The organism is Pyxidicoccus sp. M15, assembly GCF_056858435.1.
Window position 1 is genome coordinate 3,138,181 of sequence record NZ_CM166495.1, and the last position, 20,971, is coordinate 3,159,151.

15 protein-coding genes are annotated in these 20,971 nt (G+C 70.4%); 7 read left to right on the forward strand and 8 right to left on the reverse strand.

The features are described from left to right. The first annotated feature begins 106 nt into the window (after positions 1-106). A complete protein-coding gene (locus ACX9TP_RS12640; RefSeq protein ID WP_482979971.1) occupies positions 107-2,464 on the forward strand; it encodes a PAS domain-containing sensor histidine kinase in 2,358 nt (785 codons plus the stop codon). Between the two features lie 153 nt (positions 2,465-2,617). Further along, positions 2,618-4,021 (forward strand): hypothetical protein, encoded by a 1,404-nt coding sequence (locus ACX9TP_RS12645; protein WP_482979972.1) that lies wholly within the window; start codon positions 2,618-2,620, stop codon positions 4,019-4,021. A gap of 37 nt (positions 4,022-4,058) precedes the next feature. On the opposite strand, the gene thrA is transcribed toward ACX9TP_RS12645, so the two are convergent. Next, complete coding sequence (gene thrA, locus ACX9TP_RS12650; protein WP_482982157.1) at positions 4,059-6,506, reverse strand: bifunctional aspartate kinase/homoserine dehydrogenase I; 2,448 nt, start codon at positions 6,504-6,506, stop codon at positions 4,059-4,061. A gap of 387 nt (positions 6,507-6,893) precedes the next feature. Then, the gene (locus tag ACX9TP_RS12655; RefSeq protein ID WP_482979973.1) at positions 6,894-8,900 is read right to left on the reverse strand and encodes a protein kinase domain-containing protein; all 2,007 of its coding nucleotides are present in this window, start codon (positions 8,898-8,900) and stop codon (positions 6,894-6,896) included. 285 nt (positions 8,901-9,185) lie between these two features. Here ACX9TP_RS12655 and ACX9TP_RS12660 point away from each other — a divergent pair, with 285 nt between their 5' ends. After that, positions 9,186-11,522 carry a sensor histidine kinase gene (locus ACX9TP_RS12660; protein ID WP_482979974.1) on the forward strand — a complete coding sequence of 779 codons (2,337 nt, stop codon included), beginning with the start codon at positions 9,186-9,188 and terminating at the stop codon, positions 11,520-11,522. Between the two features lie 79 nt (positions 11,523-11,601). Here ACX9TP_RS12660 and ACX9TP_RS12665 read toward each other — a convergent pair whose 3' ends face one another. From ACX9TP_RS12665 to ACX9TP_RS12675, 3 genes are all read right to left on the reverse strand, one after another. After that, positions 11,602-12,627, reverse strand: a complete 1,026-nt coding sequence (locus tag ACX9TP_RS12665; RefSeq protein ID WP_482979975.1) for an inorganic phosphate transporter — start codon at positions 12,625-12,627, stop codon at positions 11,602-11,604. A 1-nt stretch (position 12,628) separates the two neighbouring features. Beyond that, positions 12,629-13,255, reverse strand: coding sequence for a DUF47 domain-containing protein (locus tag ACX9TP_RS12670; protein WP_482979976.1), 627 nt, complete (start codon positions 13,253-13,255; stop codon positions 12,629-12,631). A 176-nt stretch (positions 13,256-13,431) separates the two neighbouring features. Next, positions 13,432-13,842: a nuclear transport factor 2 family protein gene (locus ACX9TP_RS12675; RefSeq protein WP_482979977.1), complete on the reverse strand. Its 411-nt coding sequence runs from the start codon at positions 13,840-13,842 to the stop codon at positions 13,432-13,434. A 141-nt stretch (positions 13,843-13,983) separates the two neighbouring features. Between ACX9TP_RS12675 and ACX9TP_RS12680 the strand changes: the two genes are divergently transcribed. The 3 genes from ACX9TP_RS12680 to ACX9TP_RS12690 all read left to right on the forward strand — a co-directional run bounded on the left by ACX9TP_RS12680 (position 13,984) and on the right by ACX9TP_RS12690 (position 17,287). Further along, positions 13,984-15,579, forward strand: coding sequence for a sigma-54-dependent Fis family transcriptional regulator (locus ACX9TP_RS12680; protein ID WP_482979978.1), 1,596 nt, complete (start codon positions 13,984-13,986; stop codon positions 15,577-15,579). Positions 15,580-15,773: 194 nt separating this feature from the next. Continuing rightward, positions 15,774-16,241 (forward strand): VOC family protein, encoded by a 468-nt coding sequence (locus ACX9TP_RS12685; RefSeq protein WP_482979979.1) that lies wholly within the window; start codon positions 15,774-15,776, stop codon positions 16,239-16,241. A 131-nt stretch (positions 16,242-16,372) separates the two neighbouring features. Beyond that, complete coding sequence (locus tag ACX9TP_RS12690; protein ID WP_482979980.1) at positions 16,373-17,287, forward strand: pyridoxamine 5'-phosphate oxidase family protein; 915 nt, start codon at positions 16,373-16,375, stop codon at positions 17,285-17,287. Positions 17,288-17,343: 56 nt separating this feature from the next. Here the strand turns inward: ACX9TP_RS12690 and ACX9TP_RS12695 are convergent, their stop codons facing one another. From ACX9TP_RS12695 to ACX9TP_RS12705, 3 genes are all read right to left on the reverse strand, one after another. Continuing rightward, positions 17,344-18,354 (reverse strand): zinc-dependent alcohol dehydrogenase family protein, encoded by a 1,011-nt coding sequence (locus tag ACX9TP_RS12695; protein ID WP_482979981.1) that lies wholly within the window; start codon positions 18,352-18,354, stop codon positions 17,344-17,346. A 58-nt stretch (positions 18,355-18,412) separates the two neighbouring features. Then, on the reverse strand, positions 18,413-18,766 hold the full coding sequence (gene trxA, locus ACX9TP_RS12700; protein ID WP_482979982.1) for a thioredoxin: 354 nt from the start codon (positions 18,764-18,766) through the stop codon (positions 18,413-18,415). A 129-nt stretch (positions 18,767-18,895) separates the two neighbouring features. Next, a complete protein-coding gene (locus tag ACX9TP_RS12705) occupies positions 18,896-19,780 on the reverse strand; it encodes a LysR family transcriptional regulator (protein ID WP_482979983.1) in 885 nt (294 codons plus the stop codon). A 188-nt stretch (positions 19,781-19,968) separates the two neighbouring features. Here ACX9TP_RS12705 and dusA point away from each other — a divergent pair, with 188 nt between their 5' ends. Then, positions 19,969-20,967: a tRNA dihydrouridine(20/20a) synthase DusA gene (gene dusA / locus ACX9TP_RS12710; RefSeq protein ID WP_482979984.1), complete on the forward strand. Its 999-nt coding sequence runs from the start codon at positions 19,969-19,971 to the stop codon at positions 20,965-20,967. The last annotated feature ends 4 nt before the right edge of the window (positions 20,968-20,971 follow it).

Consider the following 20,971-nt stretch of genomic DNA (forward strand, 5'->3'; position numbering starts at 1 on the left):
GCGGGGCATTCTGGGCAGTTCTCCTGGCAACTTCAAATGCGCCGGGCCCGGGCGGGACGTTCTCCGGAATGTTCTCAGAGGAGGAGATTCTGGAACGCCGTCCCGCGTGAGCATCCGTTGTGTGTCCCGAGCGGGCGAGCGGCGTGACGGTGGGGGGGACGGGCTGCTTGGTGTGTCCACCTTCCGGCAGCACCTTTCCCGGGTGACTGCGCGCGAGGGCACGGGAGAGGACATGGGCCAGGAGGGGGCGACGGCCCGGGCGGAGAGGGAGCGGATGCTCCATCGCCAGTCCGTGCTCCTGGAGCAGTCCGTGCTGCTCGAGCTGGCGGCGGCCCAGGCGCCCGACTTCCAGGCGAGCCTGCGGCAGATTCTCAAGAGCGACGCCGAGCAGCTGGGCGTGGCGCGGGTGAGCTACTGGTCGCTCCAGGCGGAAGCAGAAGCCCTCCACTGCGACGTCCTGTACCTGCGCGACACGGACACCTTCGAGCACGGCGTCGAGCTGCGCAGGAGCGACTTCCCCCGCTACTTCCAGGCCCTGGTGGACGAGCTGTACATCGACGCGGCCGACGCGCACCGGGATGCGCGCACGTGCGAGTTCACCGAGTCCTACCTGAAGCCCCGGGGCATCACCTCGATGCTGGACGTCCCCGTCTGGGTCCGCGGCAGGCTGGGCGGCGTGGTGTGCCACGAGCACGTGGGCCCGCCCAGGCCCTGGAAGGCGGAGGAGCAGGCCTTCGCCCGCTCCATCGGCCACGTGGTGTCCATGGCGCTGGAGACGGCGGAGCGGCGCCGCGCGGAGGAGTCGCTGCGGCAGAGCGAGGAGCGCTTCCGGCTGCTGGTGGACGGGGTGAAGGACCAGGCCCTCATCATGCTGGACCCGGGCGGGTACGTCGTGAGCTGGAACGCGGGCGCGCAGCGCATCCTCGGCTATGAGAATGCGGAGGCCCTCGGCAGGCACTTCTCGGAGTTCCATCCTCCGGACAGCGTGGAGCGGGGACGCCCGGAAGCGCAGCTGCGGGGCGCGGCGGAGCGGGGGCGGGTGGAGGTGGAGGGGTGGCGGCTGCGCAGGGACGGCTCGCGCTTCTGGGCCGGCGTGGTGCTCACCGCGCTGCACGACGGGGAGGGCCGGCTGCGCGGCTTCGCCGAGGTCAGCCGCGACATGACGGAGCGCCGGCGGGCCGAGCAGCAGCAGCGCCTGCTGGCCGAGGCGGGCGCCGCGGTGCAGCGGCAGCGCCTGCTGGCCGAGGCGAGCGCGGCGCTGGTGTCCTCGTTGGACGCGGAGGCGGCGCTGACGGCCGTGGCCCACCGGGTCGTCCCCCTGCTGGGGGACACCAGCCTCATCCACCTCCTGGAGGACGGCGTCCTGCGGCGGGTGGCCTGTGAGCATGCGCCCGGCAGCCAGCTGGAGCCGCTGTGCGCGGACGCGCTCGGCCCCGTGGAGAGCACGCGTCCGCCGCCGGAGCTGGACCGGGTGCTGCGCACGGGCCGCTCGCGCTTCCTCCCGGACACCGCGAAGCTGCTGCGCCGGCTCGGCGCGGCGGACGCCGGCCGCTTCCGGCTGCTCCAGCAGCTGCGCCCCACGTCGGCGTTGATGGTGCCCCTCATCGCCCGGGGCAGGACGCTGGGCGCGCTCACCCTCCTGCGCGACGAGCCCGGCAACCCCTACACCCGCGAGGACCAGGCCCTGGCCGAGGAGCTCGCCCGCCGCACCGCCTACGCGGTGGACAACTCGCGGCTCTACCAGGAGGCGCAGAAGGCCATCAGCCTGCGGGACGAGTTCCTCTCCATCGCCTCGCACGAGCTGCGCACGCCCATCACCACGCTGCACCTGCAGCTCCAGCACCTGCAGCGCCTGTGCTCGAAGACGCAGGAGCGGACGCTGTGCCAGAAGCTCGAGGTCTCCACGAAGCAGATTCACCGGCTCGACAAGCTCATCGACGGGCTGCTCGACGTGTCGCGCATCAGCACGGGCCAGCTGCGCTTCAACCTGGAGGAGCTGGACCTGAGCCAGCTCGCCGCCGAGGGGGTGGAGCAGTTCCAGGCGGAGGCCGCGCGCGCGCACTGCGAGCTGGTGCTGCGCGTGGAGGGGCCGGTGACGGGGCGGTACGACAGGCTCCGGTTGGAGCAGGTGCTGGCCAACCTGCTCTCCAATGCCATCAAGTACGCCTCGGGCCGGCCCGTGGTGGTGGCCGTGGAGGACGGGGGCGACGAGGCCCGGCTCATCGTCCAGGATGGGGGCATCGGCATCCCGGAGAAGGACGTCTCGCGCATCTTCGGCCGCTTCGAGCGCGCCGTGTCCCCGCGCCACTATGGCGGGCTGGGGCTGGGCCTCTTCATCACCCGGCAGATTGTCGAGGCCCATGGCGGCACCATCGGCGTGAAGAGCCGGCCCGGAGAGGGCTCCACCTTCACGGTGTCCCTGCCGCGGCGCTTCACGGGCGCGCCCCAGAAGCCCCCGTCCTGACGCCGGCCTGGAGGGCATGCAGCCGGGCATGCCAAGGCTTTTCCGTCTTCCAGCGAGCACTCGTCCGCCCCACCCTGGTGTGAGGGATGGTTGGGAATTTCCCGACACGGGAGGGAGCCAGGGATGGGGTTGGCCTTGTGGGCGGGCGTGTTCATGAGCCTCGCAGCCGCGACACCACCAACAGCGCTGCCGGTGGAGGGGGGCAATGCCCTGACGCTTCCGGCGCACCGGCACCTGGTGCGCGTGGACCGGGGCGGCGGCCGGGGCGCGGTGCTGCTGCTGGCGGTGCAGCGCGGGGGGAGCGGGGGACGCGGGCTGGGCCTGTACCGGAGCCACGACAGCGGCCGCTCCTGGAAGTACGAGGGGCCCGTCCATGACGGCTCCCGCCAGGACCGCGCGGACCTGCTCGCGGTGGGCCGCGACGTGGCGCTCGTGTACTCGGTGGAGACGCCGGACAGCCAGGGCATCGGCGGCTCGACGTCGCGCGACGTCGTCTTCCAATGGTGGCGCTACCAGTCCTCCACGGACCGGTGGGTGGCCGGGCGGACGCTCAAGGTCTTCGACTCGCGCAGCTCCAGCACGGCGTACTACCGGGCGGAATTGGCGCGCGACTCGCGGGGCCGCATCTGGGTGCAGGCCTTCAAGCGCGAGTCGGACGGAAGCTCCACCCTCGTCATCGCCGTGAGCACGGACAACGGCTCCACGTTCCGCGAGATGCCGGCGCTGGACCGCCACCTCTCGAAGCGCGGGGGCGGGCGGCTGCTGCACCTCGGAGGGAAGCTCGTCGTCGTCTACGGCTCGCACTCGGGGGGCATGGCCGCGCGCTACCGGGTGCGGGACGACGGCGCACCGCTGTCCTCGTGGTCCTCCGTGCGCACCGCCTTCTCCGAGGGCATCTACCACGGCGCCGCGCTGAGCGCGGTGGCGGACGGCAAGGGCGGCATGCACCTGGTCTACAAGGACAACGCGGAGCGGCTGCGGTACCGGCACTTCAATGGCCAGCGCTTCGGCGCGTCACTCGTGGTGCACGACGACGGGGACTGGGCGCTCCAGCCCGCCATCACCCGCGTGGGCGGCACGGTGCACATCTTCTACAACCGGCCCCACCGTGACGGCCGGGGATACGATTTGGTCGTGCGCAGGCTGAATGGCCGCAGCCTGGGCCCGGCGCGCGAGGTGGCCTCCATCTCCGGCTTCGCGGGCTACCCCGCCAGCGTCGCCGTGCTGCCCTCCGGCGCGCGCATCCCCTGCCTCTTCGGGGTGGAGCCGAAGGGCGGCTCGGACCGGCTGGCCGTCGTCTTCGCGCCCTCCAGTGGCAACAGCAAGACGTCTGCGGAAGGCGCCGTCGCCACCGCCGAGGCCCCCGGCGACGAGGGCACGGTGATGGTGGACCTGGACGGGCCCGCTGGCGTGGTGGCGCCGCTCGCGTCCGTCCCGAAGCCCTCCGCCGGGGACGCCGCGACGGGCTGTGGCGGCGGGCAGGCCCTGGCCGTGCTCGTGGGGCTGCCGATGCTGGCGCTGGAGCGCCGCCGCCGGAAGGCGCTCTTCCGGCGGTAGCTGCTGGGCGCACCCGTGCCGCGCTCCGGGGACTGCGTCAGGGCAGCGGCCCCTCCACCAGGCGCAGCACGTCCGCGAGCACGCCGGCCGCCGTCACCGCCGCGCCCGCGCCGTAGCCGCGAATCACCAGCGGGGTGGGGCTGTAGCGCTCGGACAGGAAGCTGAGCGCATTCTCGCCGCCCTTCACGGCCGCCAGCGGGTGCTCCAGGGGGACGGGCACCAGCCCCACGGAGATTCCCTCCGGCGTGACGCTGCCCACGTAGCGCAGCACCTTGCCCTCCTTGCGGAGTGCCTCCGCGCGGCGCTGGAAGTGGGCATCCACCTTCGGCAGCCGGGCGAGGAAGGCGTCGAGCGGACCGGACGCATCGAAGTCCTCGGGGAGGAGGGACTCCAGCTTCACGCCCTCCAGCTCCACCGTGCGCCCCAATTCGCGGGCGAGGATGAGCACCTTGCGCGCCACGTCCGTGCCCTGCAGGTCGTCGCGCGGGTCCGGCTCCGTGAAGCGCCGCTCCATCGCGGTGCTCACCGCCTGGGAGAGCGGCACGCCCTCCTCGACGAGCCCGAGGATGAAGGAGAGCGAGCCGGAGAGGATGCCCTCGATTCGCAGCACCTGGTCGCCCGTGCGCACCATGTTCTTCAGCGTGTCGATGACGGGCAGGGCCGCGCCGACGTTCGTCTCGTAGAGGAAGCGGCGCTGGTGCCGGGACGCCGTCTCGCGCAGCGCGCGCCAGTGGCTCCACCGGCCGGCGTTGGCCTTCTTGTTGGCGGTGACGACATGGAGCCCGGCCTCCATGAGTGACGGGTAGGCGAGCGCGACGTCCTCGCTGCTGGTGCAGTCCACGAAGATGGGACGGCCGGGGCGCTTGGCGCGGGCCCAGTCGCGGAAGGTGTCCAGCGCGGGGCCGTCCCCGCCCGCGGCGAGCCGCGCCTCCCAGCCCTCCAGGGCGATGCCCTCGCCAGAGGCCACGCAGTGCCGGCTGTTGGCGATGGCGCACACCCGCAGGTCCACGCCGTGCGCGCGCAGCTTGGGGGCCTGCTGGCGCACCTGCCGGAGCAGCTCGCCGCCCACGCTGCCCACGCCCGCCACGAGCAATTCCACCACCTCGATGGTGCCGAAGCACCGGCCGTGGACGTGGGCCATGGCGCGCGGGCCGTCCGTCTCGGAGATGACGGCGGAGATGCTGCGCTCGCTGGAGCCCTGCGCAATCGCGGCGATGCTGCACCCCACGTCGGCCAGGGCGCTGAAGAACGTCCCCGCCACGCCCACGCGGTGGCGCATGCCGTCGCCGACGATGCTGAGCACCGCGAGCCCGTCCTGGCACTCAATCGTGTCCACCTTGCCGGCCTCGCGCTCCACCTCGAAGGCCACTTCGAGCGCCTCCACGGCGCCCCGGGCCTCGGCCTGCTGGACGCAGAAGCTGATGGAGCACTCGCTGGAGCCCTGGGTGATGAGCACCACGGAGATGCTGGCGTGGGCCATGGCTTCGAAGACGCGGGCGGCGGTGCCCGGCACGCCCTTGAGGCCCGCGCCGGCGATGTTGACGAGGGCGATGTCCCGCAGGAAGGACAGGCCGCGCACCGGGTGCTGGGGCGGCGCGGCGGCGGCCGTCACGCGGGTGCCGGGCTGCTCGGGGCGGAAGCTGTTGCAGACGCGCACGGGGATGCCGCGCTCGCGGGCCGGGGCAATCGTCTTCGGGTGGAGCACCTTCGCGCCGAAGTACGCCAGCTCCATCGCCTCCTCGAAGCTCACCTCCGGCAGCGGGAAGGCCTCGGGCACCAGGCGCGGGTCCGCGCTGAAGATGCCGTCCACGTCCGTCCAGATTTCCAGCAGCTCGGCGTCCAGCGCCGCAGCCGCCAGCGCCGCCGAGTAGTCCGAGCCGCCGCGTCCGAGCGACAGCGTCTTGCCCCGGCCGTCGCCGCCGAAGAAGCCCGGCATCAGCAGCAGCCCCGGGCCGCCCTCGCGCAGCGGGGCGAAGCGCGCGCGAATCTCATCCGTCCTCGGCGTGGCCTGGAGCGGGTCCCCCGAGCAGATGAGCACCTCGCGCGGGTCCACCGCCCGCGGCGCCAGGCCCCGTGCCTCCAGCAGCGCCTCCAGGATGAGGCACGCGGCGCGCTCGCCCAGGCCCGACAGGTGCGCGAGCACGGAGGGCGAGCACTCGCGCAGCAGCCCCACGCCCTGGAGCAGGCCGCGCAGCTCCGCGCCGAGGGCGGCGAGTCCTTCTTCCAGCGGGCGCTGGCGGGCCGCTCCCAGCTCGCCCTCCAGCTCGCGGGTGATGGCGGCGTGGGTGTCCTCGAAGCGGGCGCTCAGCCCGTCCACCGCGCCGCGCTCCTGGGCCACCCGCGCGGCCTCCACGAGGAGGTTGGTGATGCCGGACACGGCCGAGGCCACCAGCATGACGCGCGTCTCCTGGCGTGCCGCCGCCACCAGGTCCACCACGCGGCGCAGCTGCGGCGCGCCGCCCACGCTGGTGCCACCGAATTTCATCACGCGCACGGCGGCACCCCGGGCTTCAGCGACGAGGAGGGGCGGGCCAGCGGGGAGGGCGTCTGCGGGGTGGGCTGCATGGGGACGGGACTCCTGGGGTGTGAAGGGTGTGAAAACGAAAAAAGCCCCGCGCCGGGGAGCGCGGGGCCGAGCTGGGAGACCGGAAGGTGTCCCGCGCTAGACCGCCCGCGCTCCGCGGGGAGTCGTGGTGGTAGTGGTGGTCGTCGTCGAGGTGGCGGTCTCCGGGCGCACGCAGGCGGGGGACTGGTGTCCCTGGCCCGGCGCAGTGCTCCCGTGGAGGCCGCTCATGAAGTGGAAGGCTGGCTGAACTCGCGGATGCAAGTCAAGCCAGCCACCCTGAGCGTCGGCTGCTCGTGTGGTGTGTGTCTATCGCGCGGAGTTGGTTGCGAGAGGGCCCGGCTCCCGGGCGTCCGGCACTCCGTGCAGGACGACGGAGTCGGTCTCCTCTGAAGGGGACGCTTGCCTGCTGCGGCGGGCCACCACGTTGTAGACGGCAAGCGGAGCGGTCATTCCCGGCAGATGCGAGTCCTGCACACGTTGGCACTCGAACTCGTCCTGCATCCGGCGGTACAGGCCCTCGCCGATGAGGACCTGCTCGCCCGAGGCAACCATGGCGAGCCGTGCGGCGGTGTTCACCACGTCGCCCAGCACCGTGTAATCCAGGCGGCCCATTCCAGGTGCGCCCACGCTCCCGGACACCAGTTCACCCGAGTCGAGCCCGATGCAGACGCCATGTGCATAGGGAGAGCCGTCGCCGCCACGGAGGGCCACGGCTTGGAGTTGCTGACGGAGTGCCAGGCACGCCTCGAGCGCGCGGATGGCATGCCCCGCGCCACGGAAGACCGCCATGACGGCGTCTCCCACGAACTTTTCGACGACGCCTGCGCGTGCCGTCACTTCTGGAACGATGATCTCGAAGATGGAGTTCAAGAGGCCTACCACGGCCTCGGGCGACTCCCGACGTGTCACGGGCGTGAAGCCGTCCACGTCGATGAAGGCGACCGTGGCATCCATCCGCTCGCCAGCCACTGCCTCCGAGCCGCGCACCAGCGGCAGGACGCGCTCCAGGATGCCGCCGTGGACGAACATGCGAAGCACCTGATTCTCCTCGGTGGAACGCACTGCTCGCCGCAGCTCCGACACGTGTCTCACCGATTTGCTCAGGGTGGACTGCAAATCCTGGATGTTGATGGGTTTGACCAGGAAGTCGAAGGCGCCACGGTTCATCGCCGTGCGGATGTTGCTCATGTCGCTGTACGCGGAGACGATGACCACCTTGACGAGCGGGTTGACCTCTCCCACCCGGGTGAGGAACGTGAGCCCGTCCATGCGCGGCATGTTGATGTCACACAGGACGACATCCGTATCAGGGTGCTGCCGCAGCTTCTCGAGCGCGTCCTCACCATCCGTTGCGAAGACCAGCTGATAGACCGAGTCGCGAATCTGCCGGCGCAGGCGCTGCCGCATCAGGATTTGCACGTCGGGCTCATCGTCTACCACCAGGATCTTGGCCGCCCGGGCTGGCTGCTTTTCTTCCACCAGCGAGGCGAAGGCCGCGGACAGCTCCCGCGACGAGGCGAAGCGTCGCGCGGGGGCCAGGTTCAGGGCGCGGTCGAAGAATGCGTCCACCTCCGCGCCCAGCTCGGCCACCAGGCTGGAGGCTGGCTCCGAAGGCGGTTGGAATTGCCCTTGGAGCAGCGCGTGAATCGAGTCCACGGAGTAGGTAAACTGGCCGGTGAGCGCCCGGTACAACACGACCGCCAGCGACCACAAATCGCTGCGATGGTCCAGGGCCGGGTCGCTCCGGAGCTGCTCCGGGCTCATGTAGCGCAGCGTCCCCACCACCTGCTCGCCGGGGAGGTTCTCCGAGGTCTCCCGGGATTGGAGCATCCTGCGCGCCAACCCGAAGTCCAACACCTTCACCACCTCCTCACCGTCGACGCGAGCGAGGAAGAGGTTGGCGGGCTTGAGGTCCCGGTGGACGATTCCCGCCGCGTGCGCGGCAGTCAGCGCTCTCGCCACGGGCTTGAGAAGCGCCGCCACGGCCGTCGGACACAGTCGGCCGGTCCGCTCCAGGCGCTTCTCCAGGTCCTCTCCCTCCAACAGCTCCATGACGATGTATGGCGTATCCCCATCCACGCCGTAGTCATGAATCTGCACCACGTTCGGGTGGCGGAGCTGGGCGATGGCCTTGGCTTCCTGCTCGAAGCGCAGGAGGGCTGAAGAGGACAGCGGCGCGGTGGTTGACGCCATCAGCTTGAGGGCCACGCACCGCTGAAGCTGGGAGTCCCGTGCCAGCCAGATGGCGCCCATGCCACCGCTGCCAATCCTGCGCTCCAGCACATACCTGCCAGCAATCGCGTGTCCGGACATGATTACACACTTGGAATGCACGGCCCCGCCCCGGCCGTGGTTGAACCCCGTGTCCTGTGTTGGCGCGGGTCCAGGCTCGCATACCATTTCGCGGGTTTCACATGGGTCAGCGGGGCCCTATCGCTCGTCTGGCTGGCTGCACTGGCATGGGTGGCGGTGATTTACTCATGATGGGAGCGCGCTCGAAGCGCCAGGGGACACGACTCTCAACCGCGCGTGTCCCTCTCAGCACAAAGGGAGCAGTGCGCCTTGCGTGGATTGCCAAGACACGGAGCCGCTGGTCCGGTGTCCCTGCTGCAGCTCATCTGGAGTTCGTATTTCCGGAGCGCGCTGGTCCCGGTCTTCTTCATCGAACTGGCCCTGATTGCAGTCTATCTGGGGACCAACGGCATCATCCGGGAACAGAACATCTCCACCATGCAGCGGCTGGCCACCGAGCAGCTCCAGGACACCGCCCAGCGCCAGGCGGATGGAATTGGCTCGCAACTGTCAGCCGTGGCCCAGAACACCGAGATGCTCCGAAGGCACACCGCGCGCGCCTTCGTCACTCCGTTCGTCCCAGACGCAGAGGAGCGCTCTCGCTACTCGCTCCGTGAGGACGGCGTCTTTCGCACGGTCCGGGACCTCCCGGGCCGGGCGGCCTTCATCTGCTTCAGGACGTCCTGCACCGCCGAGGCTGCCCGGGAGATGGGGTTGCGGCTCAGCCAGTTGGACCCCCTGCTGGAGAGTCTCGTCAAGACCCAGCCGCTCGTGGTGCAGGCCTATATCAACAGCGGGAGGACCTCTTGCCGAATCTACCCCTACGTGGATTTGCTCGAACTGGTCAGCGCGGACTTCGATGCCACGGCCTTCAACTTCTATTACGAGGCGGATGCCGCCCATAACCCCGACCGCAAGGTGGTGTGGACCGACGTGTACATCGACCCGGCGGGTCGTGGCTGGATAGCGTCGGCCATTGCTCCGGTCTATCCCGGCGACGGCTCGCGCCTGGAAGCGGTGGTGGGGCTGGACATCACGGTGGATACCTTCGTCCAGCAGGTCCTCAAGCTGCGCCTGCCCTGGAATGGCTATGGAATGCTGGTGGGCAAGGACGGCACCATCCTCGCGTTACCTTCGCTGGGGGAGCGCGACTGGAAGCTGAAGGAGCTCACCCAGTACTCCTATGCTGAGTCCATCCAGCAGGACACCTTCAAGCCGGACTCCTTCAACCTGCTCAAGCGCGAGGACAGCCGAGGACTGGGCAGGACGATGATGTCCAGACAGGAGGGGGTGGCCACGGTGACGCTCGAGGGGCACCACAAACAGGTGGCCTGGTCCACCGTCGCGGGGACGGGCTGGAAGCTGCTGGTCATCGTGGATGAGGCCGACATCTTCGCGGAGGCGCAGACGCTGAGCGCGCGTATCAACCGGGTGGGGTTGGGGATGCTCGTCGGGCTCGGCCTCTTCTACGCGCTGTTCTCCGTCTGGCTGTACAACAGGGTGCGTAAGGTGAGCGCCCTGCTGGCAACGCCCCTGGTGTCGCTGGAAGGGATGATGCGTCGGATTGCTCAAGGCAACTACGAACAGCCGAAGCCCGACTATCCCGTCCTTGAGCTGCAGCGTACCGGCGAGGGACTGGTGCACATGGGAATGGTCCTGGGGCAGAGCAACGCGGCCCTGCAGGAGACCCGGAAGAGCCTGGAAGAGCTCAATCAGGATTTGGAGTTGCGCATCCACGAGCGCACGAGCGAGCTGGAGCAGGCCAATCGCTCGCTCCAAGAAGAGAACGTGGCCAGACAGGCGCTCATCCAGCAATTGCAGCGCACGCAGCGGCAGCTCATCGAGTCAGAGAAGCTGGCCTCCATGGGGCAGCTCACCGCCGGCATCGCACACGAAATCAAGAACCCGCTCAACCTCATCAACAACCTGTCCGAGGTGAATGTCGAGCTCTCCACCGAGCTGGCCGCTACCCTGCGGGAGCGGCCTCGAGCCCTCCTGCGCGAGGTGGAAGATGTCATCGAGGACCTGAAGCAGAACGCACTCGTCGTCCAGCAGCATGGTGAACGTGCGGACCGCATCATCCGCAGCATGATGGACCATGCCCGGGGCAGGTCCGGGGAGTTCCATCCCCTGGACGTCAACCTGCTCGTGTCAGAGTATGTCCGGCTGACCTACCACGGCGAGCGGGCCCGGGACCCGGAGCTGCAGGTGACGTTCGTGCAGGAGCTTGAGCCGGGGCTGGCCTCCATCTCCGCTGCCGTCGAGGAACTGGGGCGCGTGTTGCAGAACCTGCTCCAGAACTCTCTCTACTCCGTGGCCGCGAAGCAGCGGAAATCCACGAGTGGCTATGTCCCTACCATCATTGTCCGAACGCTCCAGGACGGTGACAATGTCGTGGTCCAGGTGAGGGACAACGGGCTGGGCATCCCGGCGGAGCTTCAGGGACGTATCTTCGAGCCCTTCTTCACCACCAAGCCCCCTGGCGCGGGCAACACGGGACTGGGGCTTTCTCTGAGTTACGACATCATCGTGACGATGCACGGCGGAAGTCTGACGGTGGAGAGCGAGCCGGGGCAGTTCGCCTGCTTCACCGTGCGACTCCCAGCTCGCCGCCAGCCCTCCGCCCGTGTCGCTACCGGGTAGTGAAGGTGGGCCCTCCAGGTTCGTAGACACGGACAGGACAGGGGCCTCGCGACGCCGCACGAGGCCCCTCCGGGGAAACTCAGCCCACCAGGCGCACGACCACCTGGGTCAGCCCGTAGACCAGCACCGCCATGAGCGCGGCGGCGGGGATGGTGAACACCCACGCCCAGAGGATGCGACCTGCCACGCCCCACTTCACGGCGCGCCAGCCCTTGGTGGAGCCCACGCCGACGATGGCGCCCGTAATCGTGTGCGTGGTGGACACGGGGATGCCCCAGTGCGCCAGCGCGATGATGGTGACGCCGCCGCCCGTCTCCGCGCTGAAGCCGCCGATGGGCGCCAGCTTGGTGAGGCTGTGCCCCATGGTGCGGACGATTCGCCAGCCGCCGAAGAAGGTCCCCAGGGCGATGGCCGCGTGGCAGGAGATGATCATCCACCAGTCGATGTGGAACGGCCGGTCCTTCCAGATGGTGCCGAAGAGCACCACCGCGATGATGCCCATCACCTTCTGCGCGTCGTTGGTGCCGTGGCTGAAGGAGAAGATGGCGGACGACACCAGCTGCAGCCGGCGGAACCAGGCATCCACCCGCAGCGGTGTCTGCTTGTGCACCGACCACGTGCTCGCCAGCATCAGCGTGATTCCCAGGAACATGCCGATGAGCGGCGAGAGCACGATGAAGGACGCAATCTTCGCGATGCCCGAGCCCACCAGCCCCTTGACGCCGAGCACCGGCAGCGTGGCGCCAATCATGCCTCCCGCCAGCGCGTGCGAGGACGAGGACGGCAGCCCCCACCACCACGTCAGCAGGTTCCAGGCGATGGCGCCCATCAGCGCGGAGAAGATGACCGCGAGCACCGCGGACGAGCCCTCGGCGCGGAGCATGTCGAAGTTGATGATGCCCTTGCCCATGGTGTTCGCCACGTGGACGCCACCGGCGAACGCCGCGATGAAGTTGAAGAACGCGGCCCAGGCCACGGCCAGATTGGGCGACAGCACGCGCGTGGACACCACGGTGGCGATGGAGTTCGCCGCGTCGTGGAAGCCGTTGATGAAGTCGAAAATCAGGGCAACGGCGACGATGAGGATGACGGCGGTGAGTAGCATCTCAGGAGTGCTCCAGCACCACGCCTTCGATGATGTTGGCCACGCCCTGGCACTTGTCCGTCGCCGTCTCGATGAGGTCGTAGATTTCCTTCCACTTGATGACCGTCAACGTGTCCACGCCGCTCTTGAAGAGCCGGCCGACGCCCGAGCGCAGCGCCTCGTCCGCCTGGGACTCCAGCCGCTTGATTTCCTTGCAGCCGGCGAGAATCTGCTCCGGCTTCTTGATGAGCCGCAGCGCCGCCACCACCTCCTGCACCTTCTGCGTGCTCAGCACCAGCAGCCGCGCCAGCTCCGTGGCGTCCGGCAGGCTGGTCTGGATTTCGTAGTAGTGCAGCCGCGCCGCCGCCGCGTTCGTCAGGTCCAGCACGTCGTCGATGCGCGACAGCAGCGTGTGAATCTGCCCGCGGTCGAACGGGGTGATGAACTGCTGGTGCAGGCGGTTGAAGGCGGTGTGCGTGACTTCGTCACCCCGGTGCTCCACCTCCTTCAGCGCTCGAACACGCTCCGACACGTCCCGGTAGTCCACCAGCAGCTCGTGCAGCATCTTCGCGCCCTGCACGGTGACGGCACACTGCGCGTCGAAGTCGTCGAAGAACTCGTCCGACTTGGGCATCAGCTTCTCGAGCATCCGTCCCTCCAGGTCGCCCGGAGGTCCGGGCGAGGCTTGCCCGGGAGCCGTCATCTGTTCGTGACGTTCCCGTGGCGCGCCCGTGACTACCCTACCTGGAGAGAATCTCCACACTTCGTTTTATTTCACTGCGGGTGCCGGACGGCGGGCCCGCAGGGCAGGCGGGCCAGCAGCCGTCAGCGGTAGCGACGCTCACTCCCGGTGATGGGGACGTCGTTGGCGCTCATGTCCCGGCGGCGCATGAGCCCGGTGGCGTCGAACTCCCAGTGCTCGTTGCCATGGGTGCGGAACCACTGGCCGGTGGCGTCGTGCCACTCGTACTCGAAGCGGACGGAGATGCGGTCATCCGTGAAGCACCACAGTTCCTTCATGAGCCGGTAGTCCAGCTCCTTCTCCCACTTGCGGCGGAGGAAGGCCTTGATGGCCTCGCGGCCCCGGAAGAACTCGGTGCGGTTGCGCCACTCGCAGTCCTCCGTGTACGCGAGCGCCACGCGCTCCGCGTCGCGGCTGTTCCAGGCGTCCTCGGCCGCCTGGACCTTGGCGCGCGCGGTGTCGGGGGTGAAGGGAGGGCGAAGGGGAGACGTCATCGGGGTGGATCCTGTGGCTGCGTGAGAGGGACGCCCCGGCCCGTTGCACCGCGCATGCCCCGCGCTCCCTGGGAGAGCCCTCGCGGCCGGCACCACGAGAATTCGTGGAGCGCCGGATGTCTCCCGGGTTAGGGAAGGGCCATGTACGCGGACGCGCTCCAGTCCATCGCCCTGGCCGTGGCCCAGGTCCGCTCGGTGGACCTGGTGCTGGCGCGCATCGTCCATGGCCTCGCCGCGCAGCCGGACGTGGCGCTGGCACGGCTGTGGCTCATCGCTCCGGGCGACATCTGCGGCGAGTGCCCCATGCGCGGCGAGTGCCCGGACCGCTCGCGCTGCCTGCACCTGGCGGCGAGCGCGGGAGGCTCGCGGGAGGAGCCGGAGGAGGAATGGGCGCGGCTGGATGGGGCGTTCCGCCGCTTCCCGCTGGGCGTGCGCAAGGTGGGCCACGTCGGCGCGACGGGGGAGCCCGTGCTCCTGCAAAGCGTGGGCGGACAGGCGGACTGGCTGGTGCATGGCGAGTGGGCGCGGCGCGAGGGCATCCAGAGCTTCGCGGGGCAGCCGCTCGTCTTCCGGGGAGACGTGCTGGGCGTGCTCGCGGTGTTCAGCCGGCGCGTGCTCGGGGCCCAGGAGTTCTCCTGGCTGCGCACCTTCGCGGACCATGCGGCGGTGGCGCTGGCCAACGCGCGCGCCTTCGAGGAGGTGGCGCGGCTGCGCGGGCAGCTGGAGCTGGAGCGCGACTACCTGCGCGAGGAGGTGAAGGATGCGGGGGCCTTCGGCGAGCTGGTGGGCCACGGCGCCGCGCTGCAGCGGGTGCTCCAGCAGCTCCGGCCGGTGGCCGCCACCACCGCCAGCGTGCTCATCCTCGGCGAGTCCGGCGTGGGCAAGGAGCTCATCGCCCGCGCCATCCACGACGAGAGCCCGCGCCGCGAGCGGCCCCTCATCCGCGTCAACTGTGCCTCCATTCCCCGCGAGCTGTTCGAGAGCGAGTTCTTCGGCCACGTGAAGGGCGCCTTCACCGGCGCGCTCCGGGACAGGGCCGGGCGCTTCCAGGCGGCGGAAGGGGGCACGCTCTTCCTCGACGAGGTGGGGGAGATTCCCCTGGAGCTGCAGGGCAAGCTGCTCCGCGTGCTGCAGGAGGGCACCTTCGAGCGGGTGGGAGAGGACGTCACGCGCAAGGTGGACGTGCGAATCCTCGCCGCCACCAACCGCGACTTGAAGGCCGAAGTCGCCGCGGGGCGCTTTCGCGAGGACCTCTACTACCGGCTCAGCGTCTTTCCCATCGAGGTGCCCCCGCTGCGCGAGCGCCGGGAGGACATCCCCCTGCTCGCCGAGCACCTCCTCCGGCGCGTCTCCGCGAAGCTCAAGCTTCCACCGCCGCGCCTGTCCCAGGCCCACGTGCAGGCGCTCCAGCGCTACGACTGGCCCGGCAACGTGCGTGAGCTGGAGAACGTCCTGGAGCGCGCGGTCATCCTCTCGCGAGGCGGACGGCTGCGGCTGGATGGGGCCCTGCCCGGAGCGCCTGTCACGCCGCCGCCGCGGGAGCGCCGGGAGCCCGCGCCCGCCGCGCCCTTCATCACCGAGAGGCAGTGGCGCCAGCGGGAGCGGAAGAACCTGGAGGCGGCGCTCGCCGCGGCGGGAGGCAAGGTGTACGGCCCCGGAGGTGCCGCCGAGCTGCTGGGCCTCGCGCCCACCACGCTGGCCTCTCGCCTCAAGGCGCTGGGCATCAAGGTCCGCTGAACGGGCGCGGGCGCACCGGAATCCCGCGCCGCCCCGGCCACGAGAAGTCGTGGACCACGAGACCTCGTGGTGGTGCCGAAGGAGGGGGGGCGGGTGGAAGCGCCTGAAGTCCCTGGGCTTCGTGCGCGGCGCGGCGTTGGCCGGCGGGCTGCAATGGAGGGCGGGGCAACCCGAGCACCTTCCAGGAGTCCTTCATGAGCAGCGCGGCATCCCACGGCCCCGGCTTCCAGCCGGGCCACATCGGCATCAACGTCACCGACCTTGAGCGCTCCACCCGCTTCTACCGCGACGTCTTCGGCTTCGACGTCACCGCGGAGTCGAAGGAGCCGGGGCGCGAGTTCGCCTTCCTCGGCCAGGGCTCGCGGCTGGTGCTCACCCTGTGGCAGCAGGGCACCGCGCGCTTCGACCGGGCGCGCGCTGGGCTGCACCACCTGTCCTTCCAGGTGGAGGGCATGTTCGAGGTGAAGGAGGCGGAGCGGAGGCTCAAGGCGCTCGGTGTGCCCTGCCTTCACGACGGCGTCGTGCCGCATGGCGAGGGCACGCGCTCCGGCGGCATCTTCTTCGAGGACCCGGACGGCACGCGGCTTGAAATCTACGCGCCCACCGGCGCGGAGGGGCACGCCGCCCCGACGCCCGGAGCTCCCTCCTGCGGCTTCTTCTAGTCAGGCCATCGGCACCAGGTCCGTTCAGGGAAGGCAGCGCAGAATCCCGGCCTTCCGGCCCGGCCAGTGATGCCCCCTGGCAGGGCCGGAAAGCCAGGTGGCTTGGGCGCACACACTTTACGAGGCACGTCATGGGTTCTCCCTTTCATCGAGGCGAGCTGGCCGTCCAGGCGCGCGAGGGCACCGTCCGCGAGGCGGAGCGCGTGGGCCGCTCCATCGGCTCGGAATTTCCGCCGCCCGCGCGCGACTTCCTGCGCGCGCAGCGGATGGTGGTGGTGGCCTCCCGGGTGCCGGACACGGGGCAGGTGTGGGCCTCGCTGCTCACGGGGGAGCCCGGCTTCGCATCGGTGCGGGACGCGTACTCGCTCGTCGTGCGCGCGGAGCCGGTGCCGGGAGACCCGCTCCGGCCCGTGCTGCGCGAGGAGACCGACGTCGGGCTGCTGGGAATCGAGCTGGCCACGCGGCGGCGCATGAAGGCGAGGGGCCGCTCCGAGCCCCTGTCCGAGGGGGGCTTCCTCCTGTGGCCGCGCAGCGTCTACGCGCTGTGCCCCAAGTACATCCAGGCGCGGGAGGTGGAGCCGCCGCCGGGCACACCGCCCGCTCCGCGGGCGGAGGTGGTGCATGCCGGTCCGGCGCTGACGGAGGCACAGCGGCGGTGGCTCGAGCGGGCGGACACCTTCTTCATCGCCACGCACACGGCGGAAGGGGGCGCGGACGCCTCGCACCGGGGCGGCAACCCGGGCTTCGTGCTCGTGCACGGCGCGCAGGCGTTGGAGTTTCCGGACTACGCGGGCAACAACATGTTCAACACGCTGGGCAACCTCGCGCTCGACGCGCGCGCGGGGCTGCTCTTCATCGACTTCGAGGGCGGCGGTACGCTCCAGCTCACCGGGACGGCCCAGGCCACCTGGGCGCCGGAGCGGCTGGCGCGGCACGCCGGGGCGAAGCGGGTGGTGGACTTCCACGTGGAGGAGGTCCGCGAGCTGCGAGGCGTCACCCCGCTGCGCTGGCGCTTCCTCGACTTCTCCCGCTTCAACCCGAGGTGAGCCTCGCGCGGCGCCCGGCGCGCTGCGGGGGCCCGGCCTTCCTCCGCCGCGCCAGCTCAGAGCGTGATGACAATCTTCCCGAAGTGGGCGCCCGCCTCCATGTGCCGCAGCGCCTCGCGCGCCTGCTCGAAGGGGAAGACCCGGTCGATGACGGGCTTCAGCCGGTGCTGGGAGAGGACGCGGTTCATGTCCTCGAACATGGCGCGGCTGCCCACGTAGGTGTTCTGCACGTTCAGCTTCTTCGCCTCGACGGCGGCGGGGTCCGGCTTCGCGAAGTCACCGCTGAGCATGCCGATGAGGGAGATGTGCCCGCCAGGGCGCGTGGCGCGCAGGGAGTGGGGCAGCGTCCCGGCGCCGCCCACCTCCAGGACGTGGTCCACGCCCTGCCCACCCGTCAGCGCCAGCACCGGCTCCTCCCAGTTCGGGTGCTGCTTGTAGTTGACGGTGCCGTCCGCCCCCAGCCCCTTCGCACGCTCCAGCTTCGCGTCCTGGCTGGAGGTGATGAGCACGCGCGCGCCCAGCGCCCGGGCGAGCTGGAGGGCGAAGATGGAGACGCCGCCGGTGCCCTGCGCCAGCACCGTCTGTCCCGGCTTGAGCCCGCCCTCGGACACCAGTGAGTTCCACGCCGTCACGGCCGCGCACGGCAGCGTGGCGCCGTCCTCGAAGGAGAGGTGCTCCGGCAGGTGCACCAGGCCCTCGGCGTCCACGGCGACGTACTCCGCGAGCACGCCGTCCACGCTGCCGCCCAGCGCGTGGGCCACCTTCTCCGGCGTCCTCGGGCCGTCCGTCCACGTCTGGAAGAACGTCGGGGCCACGCGGTCTCCGGGCTTCACCCGCGTGACGCCGGCCCCCACGGCCACCACCTCGCCAGCGCCGTCCGAGGCGGGGATGAGCCGGGGCGGGCGGTTGCCCGGATACCTGCCCAGCGCGATGAACAGGTCCCGGTAGTTGAGCGACACCGCCCGGATTCGCACCAGGGCCTGCCCCGGGCCCGGCTTCGGCTCCGGCCGCTCCACCTGCACCCAGCCCTCGATGCTGCCCGTCTTCTGGAGTTCGATTGCGCGCATGCGCGCATGACTAGTCATGAGTGCGTGGGAATGCCACGCGAACCCGGCCCCGGGCGCTTCAGAACGCCTCCGTGAGCGTGACTTCCCCGAGGAACGGGCGCAGCTCCTCCTCCAGGCGCTTGCGCGGCATGGCCCCGACGAGCTGCTTCAACACCTTGCCGTTCTTGAAGACGAGCAGGGTGGGCATGGCGCGGATGCCGTACTGCTGCGCCGTCTCCATGTGCGAGTCGGTGGAGATTTTCGTGAACTTCATCCGTCCCCGCCACTCCGTGGACAGCGCGTCCAGCATGGGCGCGATGATGCGGCACGGCGGGCACCAGGCGGCCGTGAAGTCCACCACCACCGGCTCCTCCGCTTCGAGCACCTCGCGCCGGAAGTCCGCATCCGCCAGCTCGATGACATTCCCCGCCATGACGTTTCCTCCTCGGGAGGCGCGGCCCGCACGGTGCGCGCCTCGGGTGTGGAGGAAGGTGTAATGGCGGAGGAGGGCGGGGACGAGAGCCCCTGGCGCAACGCATTGTTCCGCGAAGCGCCCCGCGCCCTAACCTTCTGGCTCCCAGGGCAGAGTGGCGCTGCGCTCGGACAGCAGCGTGAGGAAGGCACGCACCTTGGGCGGGAGCTGGCGGCTGCTGGGGTAGACGGCGAACACGGGGATGCCCGGAGGCGTCACGTCTTCCAGCACGGGGACGAGCAACCCCCCGCGCACGTCGTCCACGACGAGCGACGCCGGGAGCCGCACCACGCCCAGCCCCGCTCGCGCGGCGGCCTGTCCGGCGCGCACGCTCGGCACGCGCAGCCGGCCCGCCACGGGCACCGTCTTCGCGCGCCGGCCCTCGCCGAAGTACCAGACCTCGTCCGTGCCCGGCTCGGCGAGGAGGACACACTCGTGGCCCAGCAGCTCGTCGGCCGTGTGCGGGGTGCCGTGGCGGCTCAGGTACGAGGGACTGGCGTAGTAGCCCGTGCGCAGGCGCCCCAGCCGGCGGGCCACCAGCGAGGAGTCCGCGAGCGGCCCGGTGCGCAGCGCCAGGTCATACTCCTCGGCGATGAGGTCCACATGGGCCTCGGCGAGCGACACCTCCACGCGCATTCGCGGCTGGCGCAGGAGGAACTCGGAGATGAGGGGCGTGAGCAGCTCGCCGAGCAGGGACAGCGTGGCGATGCGCAGCGTGCCCTGGGGTGTGCCGCGCGACTCGCTCACCGCGCGGTTGACCTCGCGGGCTTCTGAGACGAGCCGCGCGCAGTGCGCGTGATAGTCGCGGCCCGCCTCGGTGAGCCGCAGCCGGCGCGTGTTGCGCTCGAGCAGGCGGATGCCCAGTCGCTCCTCCAGCGCGGCGAGGCGGCGGCTCACCGTGGACTTGCGCAGGCCGAGCCGCTCGGCGGCGGCGGTGATGCCACCCGTCGCCACGACCTCGACGAAGAGCAGCATGTCATCCAGGAGGGGTGGGCTCGGGGACACAGGCACCTAGCCTACAGGGGACGGGTGTCCGCCTCCTCGCTCTCCATGCGTCCAGGCGGCAAAGAGGGGTGGGCAGGGGCGTTAAAGCCGGGTAGATGCACCCGCCAGGGGAGCGGCCTGCTTCGAGGGACGCTCCAGGTGCTTCCCCGGGTTCTTCCATGATGCCGCCTCGCCCCATGCCGCTGTGTGTTGCGCCGATGATGGACTGGACGGACCGGAACTGCCGGTACTTCCACCGGCTGCTCAGCCGACACACGCTCCTCTACACGGAGATGGTGACCACCGGCGCCGTCATCCACGGCGACCGGGAGCGACTGCTGGGCTACGAGCCCGCGGAGCACCCCGTGGCGCTCCAGTTGGGAGGCTCCGAGCCCGCCGCGCTCGCCGAATCGGCGCGCATCGGCCAGGAGTGGGGCTACGACGAAATCAACCTCAACTGCGGCTGCCCGAGCGACCGCGTCCAGTCCGGCCGTTTCGGCGCGTGCCTGATGGCGGAGCCGGACCTCGTCGCGCGCCTCGTGGGCGCCATGCGTGAGGCCGTCAGCATCCCGGTGACGGTGAAGTCGCGCATCGCCATTGACGACCTGGACGAGTGGCCGACGCTGGTGGACTTCGTTCGCAAGGTCTCCGCCGCGGGGTGCACGCGCTTCATCGTGCACGCGCGCAAGGCGTGGCTGCAGGGGCTGAGCCCGAAGGAGAACCGGGACGTGCCACCGCTGCGCTACGAGCTCGTCTACCGGCTCAAGTCCGAGTTCCCCCACCTGGACATCAGCATCAACGGTGGCATCAAGACGATGGACGCCGCCGCCGACCACCTGAAGCACGTGGACGGGGTGATGCTGGGCCGCGCCGTCTATGAGAACCCCTATCTGCTGGCCGAGGCCGACCGCCGCTTCTTCGGCGCCGAGGAGGCCCCGCCCGAGCGGCATGCCGTCGTGGAGGCGATGCTCCCGTATGTCGAGCGGCGCATGGGGCAGGGGGCTCCGCTGGGCGCCATCACCCGGCACATGCTCGGGCTCTTCCAGGGGCTGCCCGGTGCGCGCGCGTGGCGCAGGCACCTGAGTGAGAACGCGCACAAGTCGGGTGCCGGTCCGGAGGTGCTCATCGCCGCGCTCGCGAAGGTGCGCCGCTCGCCCGAGGCGGACGTCGCGGCGTAGCGCT

Coding starts and splice junctions, on each gene's coding strand:
- ACX9TP_RS12680 (WP_482979978.1), top strand. CDS start 13,984: ATGTACGCGGACGCGCTCCAGTCCATCGCCCTGGCCGTGGCCCAGGTC.
- ACX9TP_RS12705 (WP_482979983.1), bottom strand. CDS start 19,780: ATGCTGCTCTTCGTCGAGGTCGTGGCGACGGGTGGCATCACCGCCGCC.
- ACX9TP_RS12655 (WP_482979973.1), bottom strand. CDS start 8,900: ATGTCCGGACACGCGATTGCTGGCAGGTATGTGCTGGAGCGCAGGATT.
- ACX9TP_RS12670 (WP_482979976.1), bottom strand. CDS start 13,255: ATGCTCGAGAAGCTGATGCCCAAGTCGGACGAGTTCTTCGACGACTTC.
- ACX9TP_RS12695 (WP_482979981.1), bottom strand. CDS start 18,354: ATGCGCGCAATCGAACTCCAGAAGACGGGCAGCATCGAGGGCTGGGTG.
- ACX9TP_RS12690 (WP_482979980.1), top strand. CDS start 16,373: ATGGGTTCTCCCTTTCATCGAGGCGAGCTGGCCGTCCAGGCGCGCGAG.
- dusA (WP_482979984.1), top strand. CDS start 19,969: ATGATGCCGCCTCGCCCCATGCCGCTGTGTGTTGCGCCGATGATGGAC.
- ACX9TP_RS12645 (WP_482979972.1), top strand. CDS start 2,618: ATGAGCCTCGCAGCCGCGACACCACCAACAGCGCTGCCGGTGGAGGGG.
- ACX9TP_RS12675 (WP_482979977.1), bottom strand. CDS start 13,842: ATGACGTCTCCCCTTCGCCCTCCCTTCACCCCCGACACCGCGCGCGCC.
- ACX9TP_RS12665 (WP_482979975.1), bottom strand. CDS start 12,627: ATGCTACTCACCGCCGTCATCCTCATCGTCGCCGTTGCCCTGATTTTC.
- thrA (WP_482982157.1), bottom strand. CDS start 6,506: ATGAAATTCGGTGGCACCAGCGTGGGCGGCGCGCCGCAGCTGCGCCGC.
- ACX9TP_RS12685 (WP_482979979.1), top strand. CDS start 15,774: ATGAGCAGCGCGGCATCCCACGGCCCCGGCTTCCAGCCGGGCCACATC.
- trxA (WP_482979982.1), bottom strand. CDS start 18,766: ATGGCGGGGAATGTCATCGAGCTGGCGGATGCGGACTTCCGGCGCGAG.